Below are 21850 nucleotides of genomic sequence, written 5' to 3' on the forward strand. Positions count from 1 at the left end.
ATGTTGATTTTAGTTATCTATGCTATACTTTTTTCGAAAGGAAAATGAGTGATAAGCTTATTTTAGAGGAAAATATGGATTTAACATTTTCAACAGCAGCAATTTTATCTTTTGTACCAGCGATGTCTTTAGTCATAAATGTTCGTTTTAATCATAATGAAAACATCAAAAACACAAAGCGTCATCAAAGAGATGCTTTGCAAAAATATGCCGTTGATCTTATTGGTACCTTGTGGACCTATGCAGATTTACAAGTGCGCTATTTCAATGAACGCTTGATTATTCAACAAAAACAAAAGTCTGGTGAGTCTGTTGATGATGCTCATTCTCGTTTTGTTTATCAAATGAAATCAGAGCTGTTACAGATGGAAACTGAGTTACGACGGAAAGTCTGGAATTCTCAAATTGAAATTTCAAAATATGATTTTCCAAAACTTAGAAATAGAGTGGCGAAAACTTTTTTAGCCATCTCAAATCAAGTCAAAGCATTTGAAATCGAAAATCAAGGAAATTTATATGAAATAAAAATCAAGATTTTGGAAAATTTGATTCGAGATGAAATTAAAGCACTCATCAAAGATTTTGGCCATCAGACTGACCATCTGACACTAGAAATCAAAAATATTAACTTATGGAACGACTGTCGTCAATTTTTCTTGAAAATCATTCATTTCAGATGGACACGAAAAAAAGAAAATCCGCGCAATGATGCAGCGCGACAAATTTTCGGTGAAACCACACGTATCACTCCAATTATCAAAGATCTTGAAGGAAAACGTGATCATAAGAGCGATAAATACTCACGATAATTTCTGTCAGTGCTGACAGAAATAAAAAAACACCAGTGACAATAAAAAACAACACGATAATTTCTGTCAGTGCTGACAGAAATAAAAAAACACCAGTGACGATAAAAAACAACACGATAATTTCTGTCAGTACTGACAGAAATAAAAAAACATCAGTGACGATTAAAAAACAACGTATCTTCGTTGCTCTCAAGAAAAACCCCTGCAAAAATTTGCAAGGGGTTCTTGTTACTGACCAACGGTTAATTGTTCTGATACATATTTTGCATAGAGTGGGTGAGTAGCGACAAGTTCATTATGTTTGCCACTTCCTGTGATTTGACCTTTTTCGATAAAGTAAATCTTATCTGCATCAACAATCGTTGACAGTCTGTGAGCAATGACAAGAGTTGTGCGCCCTTTCATCAAACTATCTAGCGCACGTTGAACCATTGATTCTGACTCACTATCCAAACTTGCCGTTGCTTCATCAAGCATCAGGATTTTTGGATTTCTTAAAAATGCACGCGCAATAGCCAAACGTTGTCTTTGACCGCCTGAGATTTTGACGCCGCGTTCGCCAACTTCGGTGTTGAGTTGATCAGGCATATTTTCAACAAAACTCCGTGCAAAAGCTAAATCAAGCACTTGCCAAAGGTCATCATCAGAAAAATCACCTTCAAGTCCATAAGTTAAATTTTCACGAATGGTTCCAGCCATAATTGCTGAATCTTGACTGACAAAACCAATTTGACTGCGCCAATTTTCAAGAGAAACATTATCAATCGGTTGACCACCAATCGTGATTTCTCCTGCTGTTGGTTGATAGAAACGCTCTAAAAGAGAGAAGATGGTTGATTTACCTCCTCCAGAAGGACCTGCAAAGGCAATGATTGAATTCGGTTGAGCTTCAAAAGAAATGTCATGTAAAATTTGTTCAGAATCATCATAAGCAAAATCAACATGATGCGCGAAGAGCGTTTTTCCTTCCAAATCTAGACGTTCTCCTTGATGAAGCACTTCTTGTTCTTCTTCGAGTAATTCAGTCAAACGAGCCGTTGATCCTGACGCTTTTGCAAGTTCTGTAAAGAAAGTTGCCACAGTTGGCACAGCTCCGATCAAATTCATCAAATACATCATCATTCCAAGCAAAGTCCCAAGACTCATAACCCCTGTTGAGATGAGGTAAATCCCGTAAGCCAGGAGTCCAAAAATCATCAGCATCATGGATAACATCATGACTGGCGACATCAAACCATCGAAAACGGCTTCTTTTACCCCAATTTTATAAAGGGCATTAACATCATTTTCAGCTTTTTTAGACGCTTGTTTTTCAGCATTTGATGATTTGACTAAACGAATTTCTGATAATGATTCACTTGCAATTCCTTGAAAATTTGCCAAAGAATCTTGTCTAGTTCGTCCAATTTTTTGACCAAAAGTCATGATTGGAAACATAATAAGCATGACAATCGGAACCGCAATAATCATCGCGAGCGTCAAGCGCCATTGCATTTGAAGCATGAAGACAATTGAGCCAACCAAAAGTAAAATAGAGGTGAAAGCTTGTGGAATCGCATTTGCAATCAAGTTTTTGACTTGCGTGGTATCGTTGGCTAAACGAGAACTCATTTCTCCTGTTTTAACTTCATCAAAATATTTGACGGGCAGATGAATCATTTTATCCCAAACGCGCGTCCGCAGATTTTTGACGACCGACTCACCAAATATTCCAAGAACAATCGCTGCAATGGCTGAAACAGCTGCTGAAACAATATAAAGTGCGATGACAATGGCTACTTTCCCACCATTGACCCCGTGAGAAAAACTATTGACCAAGGGCTGTACCATTTTTGGAACTTGCAATTGAATCAATGTGCCGACAATTCCTGCCAGAATCCCAATCACAAAGAAGAGATAACGTGGTTTTGCAGCACGAATTAATTTGACGAAATGTTTAATGGATGTTTTGTCAACCGCTTTTCCTTCAACGCGGCTGGCCAGTTGTGAACCTCTTTCCATTTTATGTTACTTCCTTTTTAAGTTTTTTTAGTTGAGTTTTCAGCACATTACTGACATGTGTTCTGTCAGTAATTTTATTGACTTTTGCTTCGTTAATTTTGAGTCAAAGATACAATTATGCTTCCAAATATTTTTTGAGATTTTCAAGAACAATCGCATAACCTGCAGGATTTAGATGTGCGCCATCAATCGTTAATTCTTTTTTAAGATTGCCATTTTCATCTGACAAGCCAGCATTGACATCAATGAAGTGAAAATTGTGTTTTTGCGCAATTTTATCGATTTTATCTGATGCAGTTTGAAATTTTTCATTACTTCTGGTTTCAAACAACGTTTTTTCGTCAGTATCATGACCAAAATCAACCGTATTGATTGGATAATAACGCATGACATAAACTTCTGTATCAGGAAGTTTGTCAGCAATTTCGCTCATGATTTTGTCATAATTTGTCAAAAATTCATCTTCTGGGACTTCAAATCCAATATCATTTGTTCCGATATTGATAAAGATTTTTGACGGCTCAAGATTGAAAATTTGACTATCGATATGCTCGAGTAAAAAAGCTGTCGTCGTTGCTCTTACTGCACGATTATAGATGTAGTGTGAAAACTCGACTTTTCCTTCTTCTTCCCACTTTTCAATAGGAAATATTTCAATCAGTGAGCTGCCGACAAAGAGTGTCTGCCCTTTTTTTACTGACAGATTTGCTGTATCGTATTTCGTCAGTAAATTTTTTTGAAAAGCTTCAAGTTGAGGATTTAGCGTAAGTGATTTTGTTTCTTCTGACATTTTTTCTTCCTTCTTTTAAGTTATTTTTTATATCCAGTTTGCTTTTTTGAGCTGGTCAGTAAATTTTCTCGGCGCGTCAGCTAATAATTCAATCGGATGTTTTTTGCGCTCTATTTGAACCATTGATTTTGCAATCAATTGATCATACCAGCCAAAAACATTGAGATGATTCACTTCTCCACCAAAATTTTCAATGACAACCGCATGGCGACGCAGAGTTTCTGGCATTTCTTTTGAGATGACTTTATCGAAAGTTTCATATTCCACCATCGTTACAAAGCAGGCAAAGGGTTTATTTTCTAAAACATTTTGATAAGTTTTGAGAAAACTTTTTACTGACCGCTCGAATCTATGACTATAAACTGGACTGGCAATGATGACTCCATCAAAATCCGCAGGATCAACTGCTTCCGCATTTAAGTCAACAAGTGTCACATTGTTTAAATGAATCGCCAACGCTCTTGCACATCTTGCTGTAACTCCTGTTCTTCCCGCATAAGCAATAAGGGTTTTCATCATTCACTTCCTAGTCTATTTATTATTTAGAAATCATCCCAATTTTCTGGTTTTTTGGGTTCTTTATTTTTATCAAAACCGGGTTGACTGCGGAAACCTTCACGTTTACGATTAAAATAATCCTCAGCATCAGGACGGTTTTGATGATTTCCACCGTAATGATTTTTCATCTCATCAGAAAAATTTTTCCACTGTTCCTTAAAGTCCGCATCATCCCGTTTACCAAAATTATTTCGGAAACTTTCTTTCATTTGTTTACCAAAAACTTTCCAGTCTTCGCCAAATGGCGCTTGTGAACGCTCATCGCGACGCATTTCACGTTGCCAATTTTGCATTTCACGGCGCATGTGATTGCCAAAAGCATGACGATCATGTGCATTCATCATATTTTCCACAAACGGATTACCGAAAAATTGTGTCATTTTTTGAAAATCTTGATCATCATGTGAATCATTTGATTCAACCAATTTTTCCATCAATTTCACCAATTGTTCTTGTTCTTCATCGGTCAAATTTCCGAAAATCGTTTCTGAAATATCATTGTGCATGGTATCTCGTGTTTCTTGTGCTTCACGTCCTTTTTCTGTCAGAAAGACGCGACTGACGCGCTTGTCATTTTCGTCTTGCTTACGCACAACCATCTCAGCTTCTTCTAATTGTTTGACTTGTGCCGTCACACTTGATGGTTTGATATCAAGCAATTCTGCGAGTTCAGCATTTGTCAATCCGTCTTTATTCCACAACTCAACAAGTAAACCTTGAGCACCATTGCGATTGCCGCGATTTTTCATTTGATTAGAAATCCCATCCGCTCTTAAAGCGAAAAGAACACTTGGATGATGGAGTAATTTTGAAAATAAATGTAATAAGCGATTTGTTTGTTCAGACATCGGTGTTTCTCCTTTAATTTTTAATTTTTATTTTTAATTAAATTTTAGTTGGTCATCAAAAGCATAAGCGAACAGTTCATCTGGGCGCTCAATCAATCGAATGAATCCTTTGAATTTTTGAGCGATGGATTTAATTATTTTTATCATTGACACTCCTTTACACCTCTTGATTTTTTGAAATTTAGTTAGTTTATTATTTATTTACCTAACAAAAATGATTATAAACCATTTAGTTAGTTTTGTCAACAGATAAACTAACTAAATTATAAAAATCAGCCGAAAGACTGATTTTTATTTTTTCTATCTAAACCTTATGTTTCTGTTTGGATACACGAGTCTCTCATGATCATTTAATTTTTCTTCTCCACTCATTGACTGACTGATAAAAATTCAAAGATCTTTTCTTTTGTTAAATTTCCAAGAAATTGATTATTTTCATCAAAAATTGCAAGCTTATCCGCACGGATAAGCGCGTCATAGACTTCTGATAATTCTGTCAGTACTGACAGAATTGTTTCAGCAGGTTTGTCAGTACTGACAAGAACAATTTGATCAAGAACATCACGTAACGTTTTATTTTTAGAAAAATGAGCAGCGCCAAAGAAAGATTTTACAAACTCACTTGCAGGATTATTTTTTATAGCTTCAGGAGTATCCAGTTGAACAATTGATCCATCTGTTACAACCGCAATCCGCGATCCAACTTTCAAAGCTTCATTCATATCATGTGTTACAAATACAATCGTAGTGCCCAATTCATCATGAATATTAAGAATTAAATCTTGTAATGAGGTCCGCGAAATCGGATCAAGTGCCGAAAATGGCTCATCCATCAAAATCAAATCAGGTTCTGCTGCAATTGCTCGCAGAATTCCGATGCGTTGTTGTTCCCCGCCAGAAAGCTCATTGGGATATCGCCCTTTATATTTTTCTGCATCTAATCCCACTTTATTCAATAAATAATCACATCGTTCATGACGTTTAACTTTGTCCCACCCTCGTAATTCTGGAATTAATTCAATATTTTGTTGAACGGTCATATTTGGAAATAAAGCAATTTGTTGCAAAACATATCCAATTTTTAATCGCAAATTCTGTAAATCATAATCTTTGATTTTTTTATCTGCAAAATAGACATCTCCATCAGTAGGTACAACCAAAGCATTTATCATTTTCAAAGTACTTGTTTTTCCTCCACCTGATGGACCAACAAGAACAAAAATCTCACCCTCCTGAATCGAAAAATTGAGTTGACTGACAACTGATTTGTCTCCATAACGCAGCCCAACTTCCTTAAATTCAATAATATTTGCCATTTTTATGTCTCCTATTTAATTAACTTTTCAGATTTAAGAAAATCTAGCGCTACTTTTTCAGCAGTTTTATGCTTCACATCTACCTGATAGTTCATCTCTCTCATTTGTTCATCCGTCAATTTTCCATTCAGCTTATTTAAAATCGTGACAATATCTGAATGCTTATCTGCAAAGCTTTTTTTCATCAAAGGTGCTGCTTGATATTTAGGAAATAGATGTTTATTATCTTCTAATACCGTCAACCCATACCGTTTAATGCCAGAATCCGTCGAATAAACATCAATAATATCTGCCTTACCTGAATTAATTGCAGGATATGCCAACGAATTATCTACCGTAGAAACTTTACTAAAATTTAAATCATAAGTTGATTTTAATCCAAGAAATCCATCACTACGTGCCATAAATTCCGCATCAAAAGCAACTTTAGCCACACCTTCAACTTTTGACAAATCAGCAATTGTTTTTAAATGATATTTTTTAGCAAAATCACGCTTAACTGCAATCGCATAAGTATCTTGAAACTCTGAGGGTTTAGCATACGTCATACCAAATTGACGATTCAACAGGTTTTTAGCATGATCATAAGTCTCCTGAGCGGACAAATCCTTACCTGAAATAGATTTCGGCGTCTTAACCAGTGACTCTAACACTGTTCCAGTAAACTCAGGATAAAGATCGATCTTTCCATCTTTTAAAGCACTAAATAAGAACGTGGTATTTCCCAAATTTTCCTTTAAACTTACTTTAATATTAGGACGATAGCTTTTGATTAAATCCGCATAGATATTATCAAGAATATTAGGTTCCGTACCTAATTTTCCAGAAATGATAACCGTTTCTTTTGTTTTTGAAGATGAATCAAACACTCCAGATTGTGCAAAATTAACCCCACCAATCCCCACTGCAAGCAACACTAAAATTCCTATCGCAATGCGCGGACGCCGCTTAGATAAATATCCTAAAAGACTTGAAAATACAATCGCTAAAAGTGCTGATCCAAGTGCTCCAATCAGAACTAGATTATAATTATAATTTGTCAGTCCTGACAAAATAAAGGTCCCAAGACCGCCAGCCCCAATCAAACCACCAAGTGTCGCCGTCCCAATAATAAAGACAAGCGCCGTACGAACTCCAGAAATAATTACTGGCAAAGCCAGAGGCAATTCTACACGAATCAACCTCTGATACCGTTTCATGCCAAAAGCATCTGCCGCTTCAAGTAAAGCTGGATCAATTTCAGAAAGACCGACATAAGTATTTTGAAAAATAGGCAAAAGCGCGTACACAATCAATGCAATGATTGTCGGAATAACACCAATCCCCACAAATGGGATTAAAAGTCCCAAAATAGCTAAAGAAGGAATCGTTTGAAAAACTCCTGTAATTTGAAGTAAGGCTCCTGCAGCCCTTTTCCGATGAGCCACGAGTATGGCTAGAGGAATTGCAATAAGAACAGCAATAAGTAGCGCAAGTAAAGACATCGATAAATGCTCAAAAATTGCCTGCACTATTTTTCCCTTTTGTTGACTCACGGTTTGTATAAATTGGTTCATAGATCTCCCATCAATGAAATTATGACATATTTTATAAATCGTTGAAATCGTATAAATATCAGCGTTCATTTTTTTTACTGCTATTCACGCGTTTCAATCTGCTCAAAATGTGAAAATATCAAGAAAAGATGAACCATCATTGCATCATTTCTTAATCCTCAACATTTTCTTATAACTGTGCTGCACCAAATGAAGTAGCAATCCCTAAAGTATTTGCAATCAACTCTGAGGCAATTTTTTCAACAAGCTCTGATAGATTGGAATCCTTTTCAAGAAATGGAACCAACGTTCTAAACTGACTATAAAGTTGTTGACTTCCTACACCCAACTGTTTGACCTGACCTAAATCAATTGCTTGCGCAGCTGATAAACCTTCGATTGCTAAAATATAATTAAAATAAGAAATAATTTGAGTATTTTTAGACAAAATCAAAAGTAAATTTGTTGCATAATCTTCAATTCCAGAAGAAATTGGATAAAAATTATTAATTGTTGTATTGGTTAAATCATTAATTTGAACTTCCAAACGAACGGCCGTTTTTTGCAACGTTTGAAAACCAAGCATTTGCTCATTTGCTGCTAGAAATCTTGGTAAATCAGTAAAACTTGAATCTCCTAATTTTATAATCCTAAAAACGCTCATTCTAGCAAGTTGAGACAACGCAGTATTAACCATTTCTAAAGCAAGGGCAACAGAGGTTGTATCGTAGTTACTTGTTGATAAGATCTCTTCTTTTTCTAAATCAACATAAGGATTTTCATCAGATACTGATAAATTCGTTGAAACAATCTTAGAAAGATACGCTAAAGCATCATAAAGACTTGCAACAACATTAGGAAAATTTCTAAATGAAAGCGGATCTTGCATTGATTTTCGAAAATGTTGCTTTAATAAATAAGAATCGGACAAATTCGTCAAAATTTTTTCAGCAGCTAACAGGTATCCACTTCCACTCGGAGCAGTTTTACTAAAATATAAAAATGGAGTAATATTTCCATCAACTGCTTCTAAAGTTAGCGAATAAATTAATTCCATATTTGCCAAAAGACATCTCATCTCATCAATTGCAAAAATAGATAAAGCTTGAGAATAAGCATTAGATGACACAATAGACAATCCATCTTTAACCCCTAAAACAACCGCTTTTAGATTTTCTTTAGCAAAAACCTGTGCCGTTTTACATATTTTACCATGATAATAAACTTCTCCCTCGCCCATTAAAACCAAGCCCAGAAAAGCTAAAGTCCCCAAATCTGCTTCTCCAATCGAAGATGTTGCTTTCATGACCGGTGTAATTCGGCGATTAATGAGTTCTTTTAATAAAAAAATAATCTTCTCAGAAACACCCGAATTTCCTCGTAAAAATGAATGAAGTTTAATCAACAGTACCGCACGTGCCTGAACTTCTGGCACAGCATCACCAATCGCCACTAAATGCGAATAAATTAGGTTACGATTAAATTCTTCAAATGCATCAATCGCAATTCTCTGATCTTTATTTTGTCCCACACCAGTATTGAGACCATAAATTTTTTCAGTTCCCTGAGCTTTTTGCAATACAATTTGCCTTGCTTTTTTAACTTTTTCTAGCGCATGTGAATCAAGATTAACCACTACTTCTTCCCGTGCCAGACGCAAAACATCACTGATTTGGAGATCAAAACCTGTCAATGTTATTTCTTTTTGCATTTCTCCCCTTTCCATTATACTCTTAACTCTATTATAACCTTTTTATTATTTAGAGATTTTGAACTTCCAAGCAGGTAACAATTCTCCCGTTGGATAATTCTTTTTGATTGCATCAACCACTGTTTTAGAATGAATCGCCTCAACCACTTCTTTGAACGTTTTATTGTTTTCGTTTTTCTTTGTTGTAGCGACCAAGCTGACCCATTCTTTAGAGTAAGTAGCTAACGGTTCTGAGAAAATTGCATCTGACAGAGGAATTTTTGCTGTATCAGCGAAATTTCGTGTAATGACAGACGCATCAACAGACCCAAGCGCATGAGCGGTTTGTGCTGCATCCAATTCTTTAATCATCAAGTGCTTTGGATTACTAGAAATGTTGCGTAGTGTTGCTAACGTAGTACCTGAAACATTTAATTTAATTAATCCTGCTGCTTCAAGCAGATAAAGGACATGACTTTCATTTGAAGTGTCGTTTGACACAGCAATCGTTGCTCCATCTTGTAATTCAGAAACTTTTTTAACTTTTTCTGAAAACAAACGTAATGGTGTAATCCACAAATCCCCCAAAGAAACTAAAGTTGAACCATGTTCTTTGTTCCAATTTTCTAAAAAAGCATGGATTTGAAAAGCATCTAAATCAATGCTCCCACTCGATAAAGCTGAATTAGGTTGCGTATAATCTGTAAAGTAAGTAAATTTCAACTGAATCCCGTACTTTTCCCGAGCTTCTTTAGAAATCGCTGCCCAAATTGCATCATCTTTCTTCGTTCCTGCAATTCTCCCAACCTTGACTACTTTGTGAGTTTCAGTCGCTGTGTTTTTTCTATTGTGACCGATAAAGCTGAACGCACCAAGTACAATTACTCCAGTGATTATTATGATCACAATCAATAAATTCCTTTGTTTTGGATTCATTCATGCTCCATTTTTCTATTCTTCTTTTGGAAAAGAAGAGTGATATAGTTCTATTCCTAATGATTTTTCTACATCAGAATATACTCCTCGATCCTTTGCACCAGTTGACAGAGGAAAATGAGATTTATCAATTTTAAATACGACCACTTCTTGTCCTTTTTTTATTTCATTTGTAGAAAGCGCAAAAGCATCTTCAGCCCTAAATACAGTCTGGACATCAGGATAAGTAGAGATTCTTTCTCCATTTTCATTCTCAATTGCCATAAACTCATTTTGGGCATAGAGAGTAAAGCGATGTCCTTTCTCATCTTCAACTACGACAGTACCAATATCAAAAGCTTGATTTGTATATTTCATTCGTTTTGAGACAATCGTTCCCCTAACCACGATTTCTCCACTTGTCTCTTTTACAATTTCGTTAATGACATGAGTGACTCCCTTTTTTTCTGCTGCAATAATCGTGTGTCCCAGATTAATTGCTTTGGACAAACCACCGATTACAGCATTTTCTTTAACATAGCTTACTGGTAAAGGATGTCTTGCCGTCGCAATAAATCCTCCAGCTTGATCGGATGCACTGCGTAAAATTTTTGACGTTGTTTTTGAAGTCCCTGTGGCAATAATCTCGATATATTTTCCTGTTTCTTTTTTACCTCCAACTGCTGCCTGAGTTGTAATGTAATCCGCTTTAGAATTTACACCAATATCTCCCATCTCCCCCGTCGGATGAGCACGAATGTCTCCTGTCACGTCAACAATATATAAACCAAGTGCAGCAGCTGTTATCCAGCCATTAGTTGAAGATGATTTCCCATTTTGGGGTGTCCACAACCCAACGACTTTTTCCGAAATTTGTTCTTGCACAAGTTGAACAGCCTTAATATAATCTTTCCCCTGCATCTGCCAATCCGTTGTTCCAGCTGGAGCACCAATAGCAGTTTGTGTCAAGAGCGTCGCATCATCTGGAAGTTCCTCAATCGAGATTAAATTAACCTCACCAATACTTAATGCTGCATATCCCATCTCTAGTCCATGTTCATAAAATGCTCCTCCGCCAGAAGCGAAAACAGCTCCCCCTTTTACTGCCGCTAAAACATCTGATTTCGTAAGTCTTCTAACCATAAAATTCCCTTCTTTATTTTTGATAGTTATGATTTTATCATGAAGATTTCACTCTCGTGTTTATACTTTATAAATGCCATATTTACTTTTATATAATGTGCGTTAATTCATTGTAACAAAAAAGTGAAGAAATTCTTCACTTTCTATCATGAATATAATAGATTAGATTTTATCTAAAGCTTGTGCTAGATCAGCAATCAAATCCTTCACATCCTCAATCCCGACTGATAAACGAATCGTCCCAGGAGCAATGCCTGCAGCAACCAACTCTTCTTCAGAAAGTTGTTGGTGTGTAGTTGAAGCGGGGTGGATCACAAGTGATTTGGTATCTCCGACATTGGCTAAAAGACTAAAGATTTTTAATTCATCTATAAAATCTCGTGCCTGTTTCGCATTATTATCTTTCAATTCAAATGTAAAAATCGACCCTCCACCTTTTGGATAATATTTAGTGTAAAGATCATGATACTCATTACTTTCTAAGAGAGGATGGTGTACTGTTTTAACTTTTGGATGATGCTCTAAAAATTCAGCAATTGATTTTGCGTTGTCAATATGACGTTGTACCCGAAGACTCAAGGTTTCTAATCCCTGTGCAAACAGCCATGAATGGAATGGAGATAATGTTGCTCCAGTATCGCGTAAAAGAATCGCACGAATACGAACCACAAATGCGACACCCCCCAAATCCGCAAAAGTAATCCCATTATAACTTTCATCTGGTGTAACAAAATCAGGATATTTTCCATTGCCCCAGTTATAATTTCCACCATCAACGATAACACCACCAATAGATGTACCGTGTCCACCAATGAATTTTGTTGCAGAGTGAACCACAACGTTTGCCCCATGCTCAAAAGGTTTAAAAGTATAGGGTGTCGTAAACGTTGCATCAACGATGATAGGTAAATCATGTTTTCTTGCAATTTCAGCGACTGCATCATAATCAATCACATTATTTCCAGGATTTCCTAATGTTTCATAGTAAATCGCCTTTGTATTTTCATCAATCGCAGCTTCAAAATTCTCAGCCTTATCTGGATCTACAAAATGAGTTGTGATCCCGTAGTTGGGTAACGTGCCAGAGAATAAATGATAAGTCCCACCATAAAGTGTGCTAGCAGAAACAATATTATCGCCTGCATGAGCGATATTGAGAATCGCATAGGTAATTGCTGCTGATCCGGAAGCGACACCCAAAGCAGCTGTCCCCCCTTCTAAAGCAGCGATTCTTGTTTCAAAAACGTCATTGGTTGGATTTCCTAATCTGGAATATATAGCCCCTGGATCTTTTAGTGCAAAACGCGCCTCAGCATGATCACTATTATTAAACACAAAAGAAGATGTTTGATAAATTGGAACCGCTCTGGAACCCGTTGCGATATCTGGATTTTCTTGTCCTGCATGGACTTGTAAAGTATCAAAATTAAATGTTGATTCTGTCATAAAGTGTGCTCCTTTAGTATAAAAAATTTTTAATGGTTTTATCTACTCACTGGTACACATTCGTTGATTATTCGTCAGTAACTTTTGTTCAGCCATATCGCCTCCTTAAGACTACATTCTAATTATATTTCTTTTATTGCTCTTTGTCTTTTTAAAAATTAAATCTTCATAATAAAATTTTTTTAATTCTCTAATATCACGCGATGAATCCCCTTTTTTTCTACCTCATCAAGCGATGCATCATAACCTGCATCTGCATAACGAAGCACTCCAAGACTTGTGTCGTTATCTAATGCCAATTTTAAACGTTATGCTGCTGCATCAGTCCCATCTGCCACAATAGTCAATCCTGCTGATTGCATGTATCCAGCATATCCACCACCACCAGCATGTATTGCTACTAAATCAGATTTAGAACTACTTGCAACCATTGCATTAATCAGCGGCCAATCAGAAATAGCATCACTTCCATCTTTTAAATTTTCTGTCATAATATTTGGATGCGTCATTGCCCCGGCATCCAAATGGTCTCTCGTAAAAGCAACAGGTCCTGAAAGTACTCCGTCAGCCACAAATTGATTTACTGCTAAAGCTAATTTTGTTCTCTCTCCATGCCCTAACCAAGCAATCCGAGCAGGAAGTCCTTGTACAGGAACATATTTCGCGGCTAACTTGATCCAGTTATTTACAATTTCGTTTTCGGAAAAAACATCGAGGAGGTAGTGGTCAATAATTTCAATATCATGAGTATCGCCAGACAAAGCAACCCAGCGAAACGGCCCTATGGCTCGCTCAAAAAGTGGTCGTAAAAACGCCTCAGTAAAAATAGGAATATCAAATGCCTTTTCAACTCCAAAAGCTTTCGCTTGTGTTCGAATATTATTTCCGTTGTCAAATACTACCGCCCCCTGCGATTGAAAGTTAAGTAAAGCATTCACTTCTTTTGCTAAACTCTTACCTGCACGCTGTATCACTTGATTAGGATCGTTTTTTCGAAGCTGTTCAAGTTCTAATAATTCAATGTTTTCTGGTACATATCCATACAATAAATCATGTGCTGCCGTCTGATCACTGACGATATCGGGTATAATTCCTCGCTCAAAAAGTTGTGAATAAACACTAGCTGCATTTGCAATTAATCCTACTGAAAGTGGAGTATTTTCCAATTGTGCTTTTTTAATCCAACGAAGTGCTTCATCCAGAAGATGCGTCTTCTTTTGTAAAAATCCTGTGGCAATTCTTTTATCTGCTTTCTTTTCGTCCACTTCAACCGTAAGTATTGCAGCACCCGCCATTACCCCTGCAAGTGGCTGAGAGCCAGACATTCCACCAAGTCCAGCGGTTAAAATGAATTTTCCAGATAATGAACCGTTAAAATATTTTCTAGCAATAGACTGAAAGATTTCGTAAGTTCCTTGAATCACGCCCTGACTTCCTATGTATTGCCAATCTCCTGCAGTCAACCCACCCCACATTGTCAAATTTTTATCATAAAGTTGGTAAAATGTCTCACTATTAGCCCAATGACCTACCAAATTACTCGTTGCCATTATTACAAGTGGTGCATCTTTATGTGTTTTTAATATACCAATTGGTTTTCCTGACTGAATGATTAATGTTTCATCTTCATCAATATTTTTTAAGGATCTAACAATTGCATGATAACTTGGCCAATCACGTGCTACCTTTCCAATTGAACCATAAACGACCAAATTTTCTGGATCCTCAGCATTCTCAAGATTATTTTCCAATAATCTTAATAACGCTTCTTGTCTCCATCCTTTTGTACGAAGTTTATTTCCTCGCTGTGCACTGATTCCCATATCTCTACCTGATTTCTTTTAATTTTCTACCATATTCAAGATTTTAACATGAAAAAAAAAATACAAGACATCATGTTTTTTGAAGTTTGTGATAATTTTTTATTAATAATGGAAAAATAAATAAAAAAAATCTCGCTAAACTCAGTTAGCGAGATTTTTATAAATCAAAAACAGTGATTACTTGAGTTCTACTGAAGCGCCAGCTTCTTCAAGTTTAGCTTTGATTTCTTCAGCTTCTGCAGTTGCAGCGCCTTCTTTGATTGGAGCTGGAGCACCATCAACAAGTGCTTTAGCTTCTTTAAGTCCAAGACCTGTAATTTCACGTACAACTTTGATAACGCCAATTTTCTTGTCGCCAGCTGATGTAAGAATTACGTCGAATGAATCTTTAGCTGCTGCTTCACCAGCACCAGCTGCTGCTACAGCAACAGGAGCTGCTGCTGTTACGTCAAATTTTTCTTCGATTGCTTTTACAAGTTCAGAAAGTTCAAGGATTGTTGCTGTTTCAAGTTCAGCAACGATGTTTTCAATGTTCAATGCCATTTTGATATTCTCCTATTAGAATTTAGTATGCGTCAATCCGCCGATATTGTGGTGTGGGTTTTCCCACAGCTGACCAGTTTAACTTAAAGCCCCAAAAGGAAATTAAGCTGCTGATTCTGCTTTGTCTGCAACAGCTTTGACTGCAAGAGCCACGTTGCGTACAGGTGCTTGAAGCACTGAGAGAAGCATAGAAAGAAGTCCTTCGCGGCTTGGAAGAGCTGCAAGAGCTGCAATTTCTGCTTGAGAAGATACTTTACCTTCGATGATTCCACCTTTAACTTCAAGGTTTTCTGCTGTTTTAGCAAAATCACTCAAAATTTTAGCAGGTGCTACAACATCTTCGTTAGAAAAAGCTACTGCTGAAGGACCAGAAAAATCCATTCCTTCGATTCCAGCTTTTTGTGCTGCACGGCGTAATACTGAATTTTTAACAACTTTAAATTCAATACCAGCTTCACGCAAGTTTTTACGAAGTTGAGTATCTTCATCAACGGTCAAACCACGTGAATCTGCAATAACAACCGATGCTGCTTCAGCAAATTTTTTAGCATAGACGTCAACCAATTCTGCTTTCGCAGCAATCGTTGCTTCATTTACTTTGTAATCGCTCATTTTTTTACCTCCATTTTATTTTGTTGTAGATTTAAAATAAAAAATCTACATCCAAAAGACATAGAGAGTTCAATCATTTTTTAAATGTTTGTCCTCGGTAGGATATTTATGGCTCAAGCCCCCTACTGTCTTCGGTCAGTTCAATAAGAACTTTAAACATTATATCATGATGAAAAAAAAATTGCAAGGATTAAAATTCATGTTTTTCTGTAAAATAAAAAACGAAAAATCATCGATCTATCGCTTTTTGGTTTAAAAAAATTTTTTTAACTGACTCTTGGCATTAATCTTAATCCAGAAGTAAGTTTCTCATTGTTTCGTCATCAGGGTTTATTTCAAGATATTGTTTGATATATTCTTTTGCAGCTTTGATTTGTCCGATTTCACGGAGATAATCAATATAATCACTTAAAAATTCTGGATTTTCAATCAAGGATGTTTCAAGAAGGTCTTGATAAGCTTTATTGGCCTTTTCATCTTCTTCTAATGCACGATAAGATTGTGCAAAAAGCCATTGTGCGAGGAGATGTTGCTCTTCTAAAAGTGGTTCCAAGCGAATGACTGCTTCAAAATCTTCCTGGTTAAAATAAAGGTTAGCTAATAAAAAGACTGTTTCATCGTGCATTTCAGGAAGATTGAGTGCCTGCATTAATTGAGTTTCTGCACCTGAAAAATCTTTTAATTGATAATCAAGCCGCGATAAAAAGTGGAGAAGCATCACTGAATTTGGTGCTTTTTTCAGTCCTTTTTCTGCCATTTTTCTAGCTTCTTGATTTTGTCCATTTTCCTGAAGTGCTTGTGCGTATGCAAGTTCATAATTTATCAGGTCGTTTCCTGTCTGATGGAGTGCTTTAAAAGTTGAAAGTGCGCGAGAAATATTGTTCATCTCTAAATATAAAATCGCAATTTTATATTGTGTTTCATCCGACTTATCAAATTCAAATGACTTTTCAAGAAATGAAACAGCGTTTTCAAAATTACCTAATTGAGCATAGGCTTCTCCGATGCGCTGGTAGATTGAAATTTTGGTGTGATGGAGAATTTTACGCTCAGAGAGTTTAGCGTACTCTGTGATTGCTTTTTGATACTCCGCATGATTAAAATAACTTTCTGCTAAAGCGAATGTAACTAAAGGATCATCAGATAAAGCTTTAGCTTCTTCTAGCTTTGAAATTGATGTTTCAAAATCTCCCTCATATTGATATAAATCCGCAATTTTAACTAATCCTGCGACATAATTTTCGTCGTCTTCAGGAATACGGTACAAATAATCTAGCGCTTTATCAAGTTCACCATCATCTTCAGCAAGTTCTGCAAGATTAATCAAAATTGATGTATCTTCAGGATGAGTGAGTAGTATATGATTGTAAATCTGATGACTTTCTGAATCGAATCCCATCATTTGGAGATATTCAGCAAGATCGGATAAGACAGGTTCGGCATCGTATTGGATGGCATTTTCTAATGCTTTTTTCATACTCACAAAGTCACCTTGATGCAAAAAATCAATTGTTTCTTGGGAATAAGACATGTTTATCTCGTTTCTAATTGGCTTTTATTCTTCAATTTCTTCAGTCAAGAGGACGGCTCGACTGTGATCGGGATAAAGTTCTGAAATTTGTTTGTACCACTCAAAAATATGAACCACAACAACTTTTGCAGCAGCATAGAGTGGAATTCCTAAAAGGACGCCCCAAACTCCCCATATCTTAGCTGAAGTTAAAAGAACAAATAAGATAGTAATAGGATGGATGGCCAGTGATTTTCCAAGAACTAAAGGAGAAACAAGGCGTCCTTCAATGGTTTGTTCAATTGTAAAGACAATGATGACCTTAATGAGCATCAACGGACCACCCGTAACAATCCCGATAATCAAGGCAGGAATTAAGGCAAGGTAAAAACCTAAAAAAGGAATCAAATTAAAGAATCCTGCTAATATGGCAAGAGGAACAGCATATTTAAGGCCAATAATTGGCAAGCCGATTAAAAACATAACCGCAACAGAAAAAGCAACAATGATTTGCCCACGAACGTAATTTGAGAGTTGACTATTAATTTCATGTAAAATCTCTAACGTATCTTTTTGCCAATTCTTTGGGAGAAGATGGGCAATGTAGCCATTTAAACGTTTGCCATCTTTTAAAAGATAAAATAGGACAAATGGAAAAATAATCAAAGAAATGAGTACCCCAGTTGTTTTCCCAATCAAGCCAGTCACAGTGTCAATTGCAGTCGATGAGATGTTTTTTGACCATTCAATTAATTGATTTCCAATTGAATCTGCGATTTTATCCACCTGTGGTTTAAATTGGTCAAAATTTGGATTTTTTAAAAGCGCATTTACTTCCTTTTGAGCACCATTAACGTAAGTCGGAACACTGTTTGCAAAAGATTCAATCCCACTTGAAATATTGGGTACAGCAACAACCACTCCCCAAACAATCAAAGCAGCAATGACTAAAAAGAGAATCGTTATGGAGACGATCCTAGGAATTTTATGTTTTTGTGCATAATCAACAATCGGATTGAGCAGATAATAAAAAACTGCAGCGAGGACGACTGGAAGTCCGATAATCGCTAAAAAATCATTGACTGGTTTGAAAATAAAACTCACTTTACTTAAAATAAACACATTAAGCAACAATAACAAAATGATAGATAAAGCAGTAACTAACTTATTATTTATAATCCATTTTGAAAAAATGGTCGTCGAAAAAGTTTTGGTTTCGTGTTTCATTGATATCCCCTTATTAAAAACTTTAAAAAAACAAGCTTTATGCCTTAATTATAACATAAACCCTGCTAACATTCTGTTCTTATTTCTCGGATGGCGCATAATTTTGAATCAAACTTTCGGCACATTTCAAGCCATCGATAGCTGCAGAAACAATTCCTCCTGCAAATCCTGCTCCTTCTCCGCTTGGATAGATTCCTTGAACGGAAAGCGATTGAAAGTTGTTTTCGTCCCGATTGATACGCACTGGAGAAGAGGAGCGGGATTCCACTCCTGTCATGACGGCGTCGTTCATTGCAAAACCATGAATTTTTTTATCAAAAGCAAGCAAAGCTTCTCGCATTGCGTCAGTCACATAAGTGGGAAAGAGCTGTGTTAAGTCCGTTGGTTTTACACCCAATCCATAGCTTGGATGAACGGTGCCGAGATGAGTTGAGGGCTGGTCCTTAATGAAATCTCCCACAAGCTGAGCGGGTGCATGATAATTTGATCCTCCCAGTTCAAAAGCTTTTTGCTCTAGCTGACGTTGAAATTCTACACCTGCTAATGGATGCGTACTAGGGAAATCTTCTGGAAAAACTTGAACGAGTAAACCACTATTGGCGTTTTCTTCTGCTCTTGCGTGTTCACTCATACCGTTCGTCACAAGACGTCCTTCTTCTGATGCTGCCGCAACGACCAATCCTCCAGGACACATACAAAACGTATAAACTCCTCGGCCGTTTGATGCTTTGTGAGTCAATCGATATTCTGCAGCGCCTAATCGAGGATGTCCAGCAAATTCTTTATATTGTGCAACATTGATGAGACGTTGAGGATGTTCCACACGAACGCCAATGGCAAAGGGTTTTGCAGAGATTTTCACGCCAGATTTGTACAGTTCACCAAAAGTATCTCTAGCGCTATGACCAATAGCCAAAATTGCGTGATGTGTTTTGATCGTAGTCCCATCTTGAAGTTTGAGGGCGATGAGTTTTCCATCTTGAGTCTCAAAAGAAGTCACTTGTGTATCAAAAAAGACTTCTCCACCAAGAGAGATGATCTGTCGGCGAATATTTTTGACGATATCACGTAAGAGATCTGTTCCCACGTGAGGGTGCGCATGATAAAGTATATCTTCTGGCGCTCCAGCGATCACAAATTCTTCAAGAACTTTTCTCCCTCGTAAGTCACGTACACGACTCGTTAATTTTCCATCTGAAAAAGTCCCTGCTCCTCCTTCTCCAAATTGGACATTTGAATGAGGGTCTAATTTTCCATTTTCCCAAAACTGTGCAATGGATTTCACACGATCATCGACTTGTCCCCCTCGTTCTAAAACAATGGGGCGGTACCCTTTTTGTGCGAGTAAGAGAGCAGAAAACATGCCTGCTGGTCCAAAACCAATCACAACAGGGCGATGTTGAAGTGGAGTTGATCCGGTTTTTGGCATTTTATATGACAAATCTGGTGCTTCAGAGACATTTTTAATCCGTTTTTTGAGCAGTTTTGATTCATTTTTTATGGCGATATCTACGGTGTAAATAAAATCAATTTTACCATGATGTCTCGCGTCGATTGATTCTTTGTAAATGTGAAATTCGAGAAGATCAGACGCTTCAAGTCGGAGCTTTTTTAGGACTAGTGTTTTAACTTTGCTGATGTCATCGTTGATTGAGATACGGATTTGAGAAATTCTAAGCATGATATTCTTTCTGATATTTTATAATTTTTTGAGTAATTTGAACCATTTTTCTTTATAAGGTGGATAACGAAACGGGAAATCGATGAGATTTGATTTTTTGAGAATGCTCTTTGCGTGTGAAAATGTATCAAAGCCCTTCTCGCCATGATAAGCTCCCATTCCACTATTTCCTACTCCTCCAAAAGGAAGCGTGGGAGAGGCAACGTGGACAACTGTATCATTGATACATCCCCCTCCAAAAGAGAGTGCATTGAGAAAATAAGTTTCATTAACCTTTGAGGTTGTAAATAGGTAAGTGGCAAGAGGTTTTTCTTTTTGATTTAATTTTTTTACAAGGTCTTCTTTGGAGGAATACGTCAAAATCGGCAAGAGCGGTCCAAAAATTTCCTCTTGCATGATTGGGCTTTCCCAATTGTCAGTAAAAATCAACGTTGGTTCAATTTTTTTAGATGGAGCATCAAAATCTCCTCCGAAAATGACATTCTCGTTACGGATGAGTTGGGTTAAGCGCTTGAAATGTCTGTCATTAATGACAGAAGGATAATCTGGATTGGACAATGCCTTATGATACATAGCTTGGATGTGCTCTTTTAGTACCGTGATGAGCTGAGCGCTGACAGATTCGTGTACAAGAAGATAATCTGGTGCTACACACGTTTGTCCAGCATTTAAAAACTTTCCCCAAACAATTCTTTTGGCAGCTAACGATAATTGAGCAGTCTCATCAATGATACACGGACTTTTCCCACCCAGTTCTAAAGTTACTGGCGTTAAGAACTCACTTGCAGCTTTCATGACCATTTTTCCTACACTGGAACTACCGGTAAAGAAGATCAGATCAAATTGATGCGTTAATAATTGTTTGCTGACTGATACATCTCCAAGAATCACGGCCACATAATCTGGTTTAAAGATACATTCGATCAACGTTTTGATGACTTGACTGGTTGCTGGAGCATCTTCTGATGCTTTTAAAACCGTACAATTTCCAGCAGCAATACTTGCTACAAGAGGATTAATCAAGAGCTGAAAAGGGTAATTCCACGGCGCCATGATTAAGGCACTCCCATAAGGTTCGCGATAAATTCTCCCTTGAGCAGGAAAGTTTTTTAATCCAACAGATCTTCTTTGTGGACTCATCCATTTTTTTAAGTGCTTTTTAGCATACTTGATTTCATCAAGTACCACGCCAAATTCAGTCGCATAACTCTCAAAGGGGGCTTTATTTAAATCTTTTTTTAAAGCAGCAAGAATCAAATGCTCACGATGAATCAGTGCATTTTCAAGATCTGTCAGTGCTGACAGACGAAAATCATAGGATTTGGTCTGTCCAGATTCAAAGAAAAGATGCTGACTTTTGAGTAAATCAAAAAAATCGGACATAAAAACCTCCCTTTCGTCGT

19 protein-coding genes and 1 other annotated feature are annotated in these 21850 nt (G+C 36.8%); of the genes, 1 reads left to right on the forward strand and 18 read right to left on the reverse strand.

All coding sequences use genetic code 11. The features are described from left to right. The first annotated feature begins 44 nt into the window (after positions 1-44). A complete protein-coding gene (locus GHI93_RS00410) occupies positions 45-809 on the forward strand; it encodes a hypothetical protein (protein WP_153494581.1) in 765 nt (254 codons plus the stop codon). Here GHI93_RS00410 and GHI93_RS00415 read toward each other — a convergent pair. From GHI93_RS00415 to GHI93_RS00500, 18 genes are all read right to left on the reverse strand, one after another. After that, complete coding sequence (locus GHI93_RS00415) at positions 757-1002, reverse strand: hypothetical protein (RefSeq protein ID WP_153494583.1); 246 nt, start codon at positions 1000-1002, stop codon at positions 757-759. The two genes, GHI93_RS00410 and GHI93_RS00415, sit on opposite strands and share 53 nt — an antisense overlap. A 35-nt stretch (positions 1003-1037) precedes the next feature. Further along, on the reverse strand, positions 1038-2792 hold the full coding sequence (lmrA, locus tag GHI93_RS00420; RefSeq protein WP_153494779.1) for a multidrug efflux ABC transporter LmrA: 1755 nt from the start codon (positions 2790-2792) through the stop codon (positions 1038-1040). Positions 2793-2925: 133 nt separating this feature from the next. Further along, the gene (locus GHI93_RS00425) at positions 2926-3600 is read right to left on the reverse strand and encodes an SGNH/GDSL hydrolase family protein (protein WP_153494584.1); all 675 of its coding nucleotides are present in this window, start codon (positions 3598-3600) and stop codon (positions 2926-2928) included. 27 nt (positions 3601-3627) lie between these two features. Continuing rightward, complete coding sequence (locus GHI93_RS00430; protein WP_246176986.1) at positions 3628-4119, reverse strand: flavodoxin domain-containing protein; 492 nt, start codon at positions 4117-4119, stop codon at positions 3628-3630. Between the two features lie 23 nt (positions 4120-4142). Further along, complete coding sequence (locus tag GHI93_RS00435) at positions 4143-5006, reverse strand: MarR family winged helix-turn-helix transcriptional regulator (protein WP_153494585.1); 864 nt, start codon at positions 5004-5006, stop codon at positions 4143-4145. A gap of 368 nt (positions 5007-5374) precedes the next feature. Then, complete coding sequence (locus GHI93_RS00440; RefSeq protein WP_153494587.1) at positions 5375-6322, reverse strand: ABC transporter ATP-binding protein; 948 nt, start codon at positions 6320-6322, stop codon at positions 5375-5377. 11 nt (positions 6323-6333) lie between these two features. Then, positions 6334-7878: an ABC transporter permease/substrate-binding protein gene (locus GHI93_RS00445; RefSeq protein WP_153494589.1), complete on the reverse strand. Its 1545-nt coding sequence runs from the start codon at positions 7876-7878 to the stop codon at positions 6334-6336. A gap of 169 nt (positions 7879-8047) precedes the next feature. Next, on the reverse strand, positions 8048-9568 hold the full coding sequence (locus tag GHI93_RS00450; RefSeq protein WP_170272352.1) for an HAL/PAL/TAL family ammonia-lyase: 1521 nt from the start codon (positions 9566-9568) through the stop codon (positions 8048-8050). Between the two features lie 45 nt (positions 9569-9613). Beyond that, a complete protein-coding gene (locus GHI93_RS00455) occupies positions 9614-10483 on the reverse strand; it encodes a MetQ/NlpA family ABC transporter substrate-binding protein (RefSeq protein WP_153494593.1) in 870 nt (289 codons plus the stop codon). A gap of 15 nt (positions 10484-10498) precedes the next feature. Then, positions 10499-11605 carry a thiohydantoin desulfurase gene (locus GHI93_RS00460; RefSeq protein WP_153494594.1) on the reverse strand — a complete coding sequence of 369 codons (1107 nt, stop codon included), beginning with the start codon at positions 11603-11605 and terminating at the stop codon, positions 10499-10501. 162 nt (positions 11606-11767) lie between these two features. Beyond that, positions 11768-13051, reverse strand: a complete 1284-nt coding sequence (locus GHI93_RS00465) for an O-acetylhomoserine aminocarboxypropyltransferase/cysteine synthase family protein (protein WP_153494596.1) — start codon at positions 13049-13051, stop codon at positions 11768-11770. 308 nt (positions 13052-13359) lie between these two features. Further along, the gene (locus GHI93_RS00470; protein ID WP_246176987.1) at positions 13360-14874 is read right to left on the reverse strand and encodes a urocanate hydratase; all 1515 of its coding nucleotides are present in this window, start codon (positions 14872-14874) and stop codon (positions 13360-13362) included. A gap of 177 nt (positions 14875-15051) precedes the next feature. Continuing rightward, the gene (gene rplL / locus GHI93_RS00475) at positions 15052-15417 is read right to left on the reverse strand and encodes a 50S ribosomal protein L7/L12 (RefSeq protein WP_153494598.1); all 366 of its coding nucleotides are present in this window, start codon (positions 15415-15417) and stop codon (positions 15052-15054) included. 102 nt (positions 15418-15519) lie between these two features. Then, positions 15520-16029 carry a 50S ribosomal protein L10 gene (gene rplJ, locus GHI93_RS00480; protein ID WP_153494599.1) on the reverse strand — a complete coding sequence of 170 codons (510 nt, stop codon included), beginning with the start codon at positions 16027-16029 and terminating at the stop codon, positions 15520-15522. 29 nt (positions 16030-16058) lie between these two features. Continuing rightward, positions 16059-16182 (reverse strand) — a sequence feature (ribosomal protein L10 leader region). A 136-nt stretch (positions 16183-16318) separates the two neighbouring features. Further along, positions 16319-17506, reverse strand: coding sequence for a tetratricopeptide repeat protein (locus GHI93_RS00485; protein ID WP_246176988.1), 1188 nt, complete (start codon positions 17504-17506; stop codon positions 16319-16321). A gap of 78 nt (positions 17507-17584) precedes the next feature. Beyond that, a complete protein-coding gene (locus tag GHI93_RS00490) occupies positions 17585-18766 on the reverse strand; it encodes an AI-2E family transporter (protein WP_153494603.1) in 1182 nt (393 codons plus the stop codon). 79 nt (positions 18767-18845) lie between these two features. Then, the gene (locus GHI93_RS00495) at positions 18846-20447 is read right to left on the reverse strand and encodes an NAD(P)/FAD-dependent oxidoreductase (RefSeq protein ID WP_153494604.1); all 1602 of its coding nucleotides are present in this window, start codon (positions 20445-20447) and stop codon (positions 18846-18848) included. An 18-nt stretch (positions 20448-20465) separates the two neighbouring features. Continuing rightward, positions 20466-21830, reverse strand: a complete 1365-nt coding sequence (locus GHI93_RS00500) for an aldehyde dehydrogenase (RefSeq protein ID WP_153494606.1) — start codon at positions 21828-21830, stop codon at positions 20466-20468. Between the last annotated feature and the right edge of the window lie 20 nt (positions 21831-21850).

The organism is Lactococcus hircilactis (assembly GCF_009601015.1).
Classification (GTDB): Bacteria; Bacillota; Bacilli; order Lactobacillales; family Streptococcaceae; genus Lactococcus; species Lactococcus hircilactis.

Excerpts from the sequence above, each read along its gene's own strand:
- GHI93_RS00410 (WP_153494581.1), top strand. The coding sequence starts at position 45 with ATGAGTGATAAGCTTATTTTAGAGGAAAATATGGATTTAACATTTTCA.
- GHI93_RS00425 (WP_153494584.1), bottom strand. The coding sequence starts at position 3,600 with ATGTCAGAAGAAACAAAATCACTTACGCTAAATCCTCAACTTGAAGCT.
- GHI93_RS00430 (WP_246176986.1), bottom strand. The coding sequence starts at position 4,119 with ATGATGAAAACCCTTATTGCTTATGCGGGAAGAACAGGAGTTACAGCA.
- GHI93_RS00435 (WP_153494585.1), bottom strand. The coding sequence starts at position 5,006 with ATGTCTGAACAAACAAATCGCTTATTACATTTATTTTCAAAATTACTC.
- GHI93_RS00440 (WP_153494587.1), bottom strand. The coding sequence starts at position 6,322 with ATGGCAAATATTATTGAATTTAAGGAAGTTGGGCTGCGTTATGGAGAC.
- GHI93_RS00445 (WP_153494589.1), bottom strand. The coding sequence starts at position 7,878 with ATGAACCAATTTATACAAACCGTGAGTCAACAAAAGGGAAAAATAGTG.
- GHI93_RS00450 (WP_170272352.1), bottom strand. The coding sequence starts at position 9,568 with ATGCAAAAAGAAATAACATTGACAGGTTTTGATCTCCAAATCAGTGAT.
- GHI93_RS00455 (WP_153494593.1), bottom strand. The coding sequence starts at position 10,483 with ATGAATCCAAAACAAAGGAATTTATTGATTGTGATCATAATAATCACT.
- GHI93_RS00460 (WP_153494594.1), bottom strand. The coding sequence starts at position 11,605 with ATGGTTAGAAGACTTACGAAATCAGATGTTTTAGCGGCAGTAAAAGGG.
- GHI93_RS00465 (WP_153494596.1), bottom strand. The coding sequence starts at position 13,051 with ATGACAGAATCAACATTTAATTTTGATACTTTACAAGTCCATGCAGGA.
- GHI93_RS00470 (WP_246176987.1), bottom strand. The coding sequence starts at position 14,874 with ATGGGAATCAGTGCACAGCGAGGAAATAAACTTCGTACAAAAGGATGG.
- rplL (WP_153494598.1), bottom strand. The coding sequence starts at position 15,417 with ATGGCATTGAACATTGAAAACATCGTTGCTGAACTTGAAACAGCAACA.
- rplJ (WP_153494599.1), bottom strand. The coding sequence starts at position 16,029 with ATGAGCGATTACAAAGTAAATGAAGCAACGATTGCTGCGAAAGCAGAA.
- GHI93_RS00485 (WP_246176988.1), bottom strand. The coding sequence starts at position 17,506 with ATGAAAAAAGCATTAGAAAATGCCATCCAATACGATGCCGAACCTGTC.
- GHI93_RS00490 (WP_153494603.1), bottom strand. The coding sequence starts at position 18,766 with ATGAAACACGAAACCAAAACTTTTTCGACGACCATTTTTTCAAAATGG.
- GHI93_RS00495 (WP_153494604.1), bottom strand. The coding sequence starts at position 20,447 with ATGCTTAGAATTTCTCAAATCCGTATCTCAATCAACGATGACATCAGC.
- GHI93_RS00500 (WP_153494606.1), bottom strand. The coding sequence starts at position 21,830 with ATGTCCGATTTTTTTGATTTACTCAAAAGTCAGCATCTTTTCTTTGAA.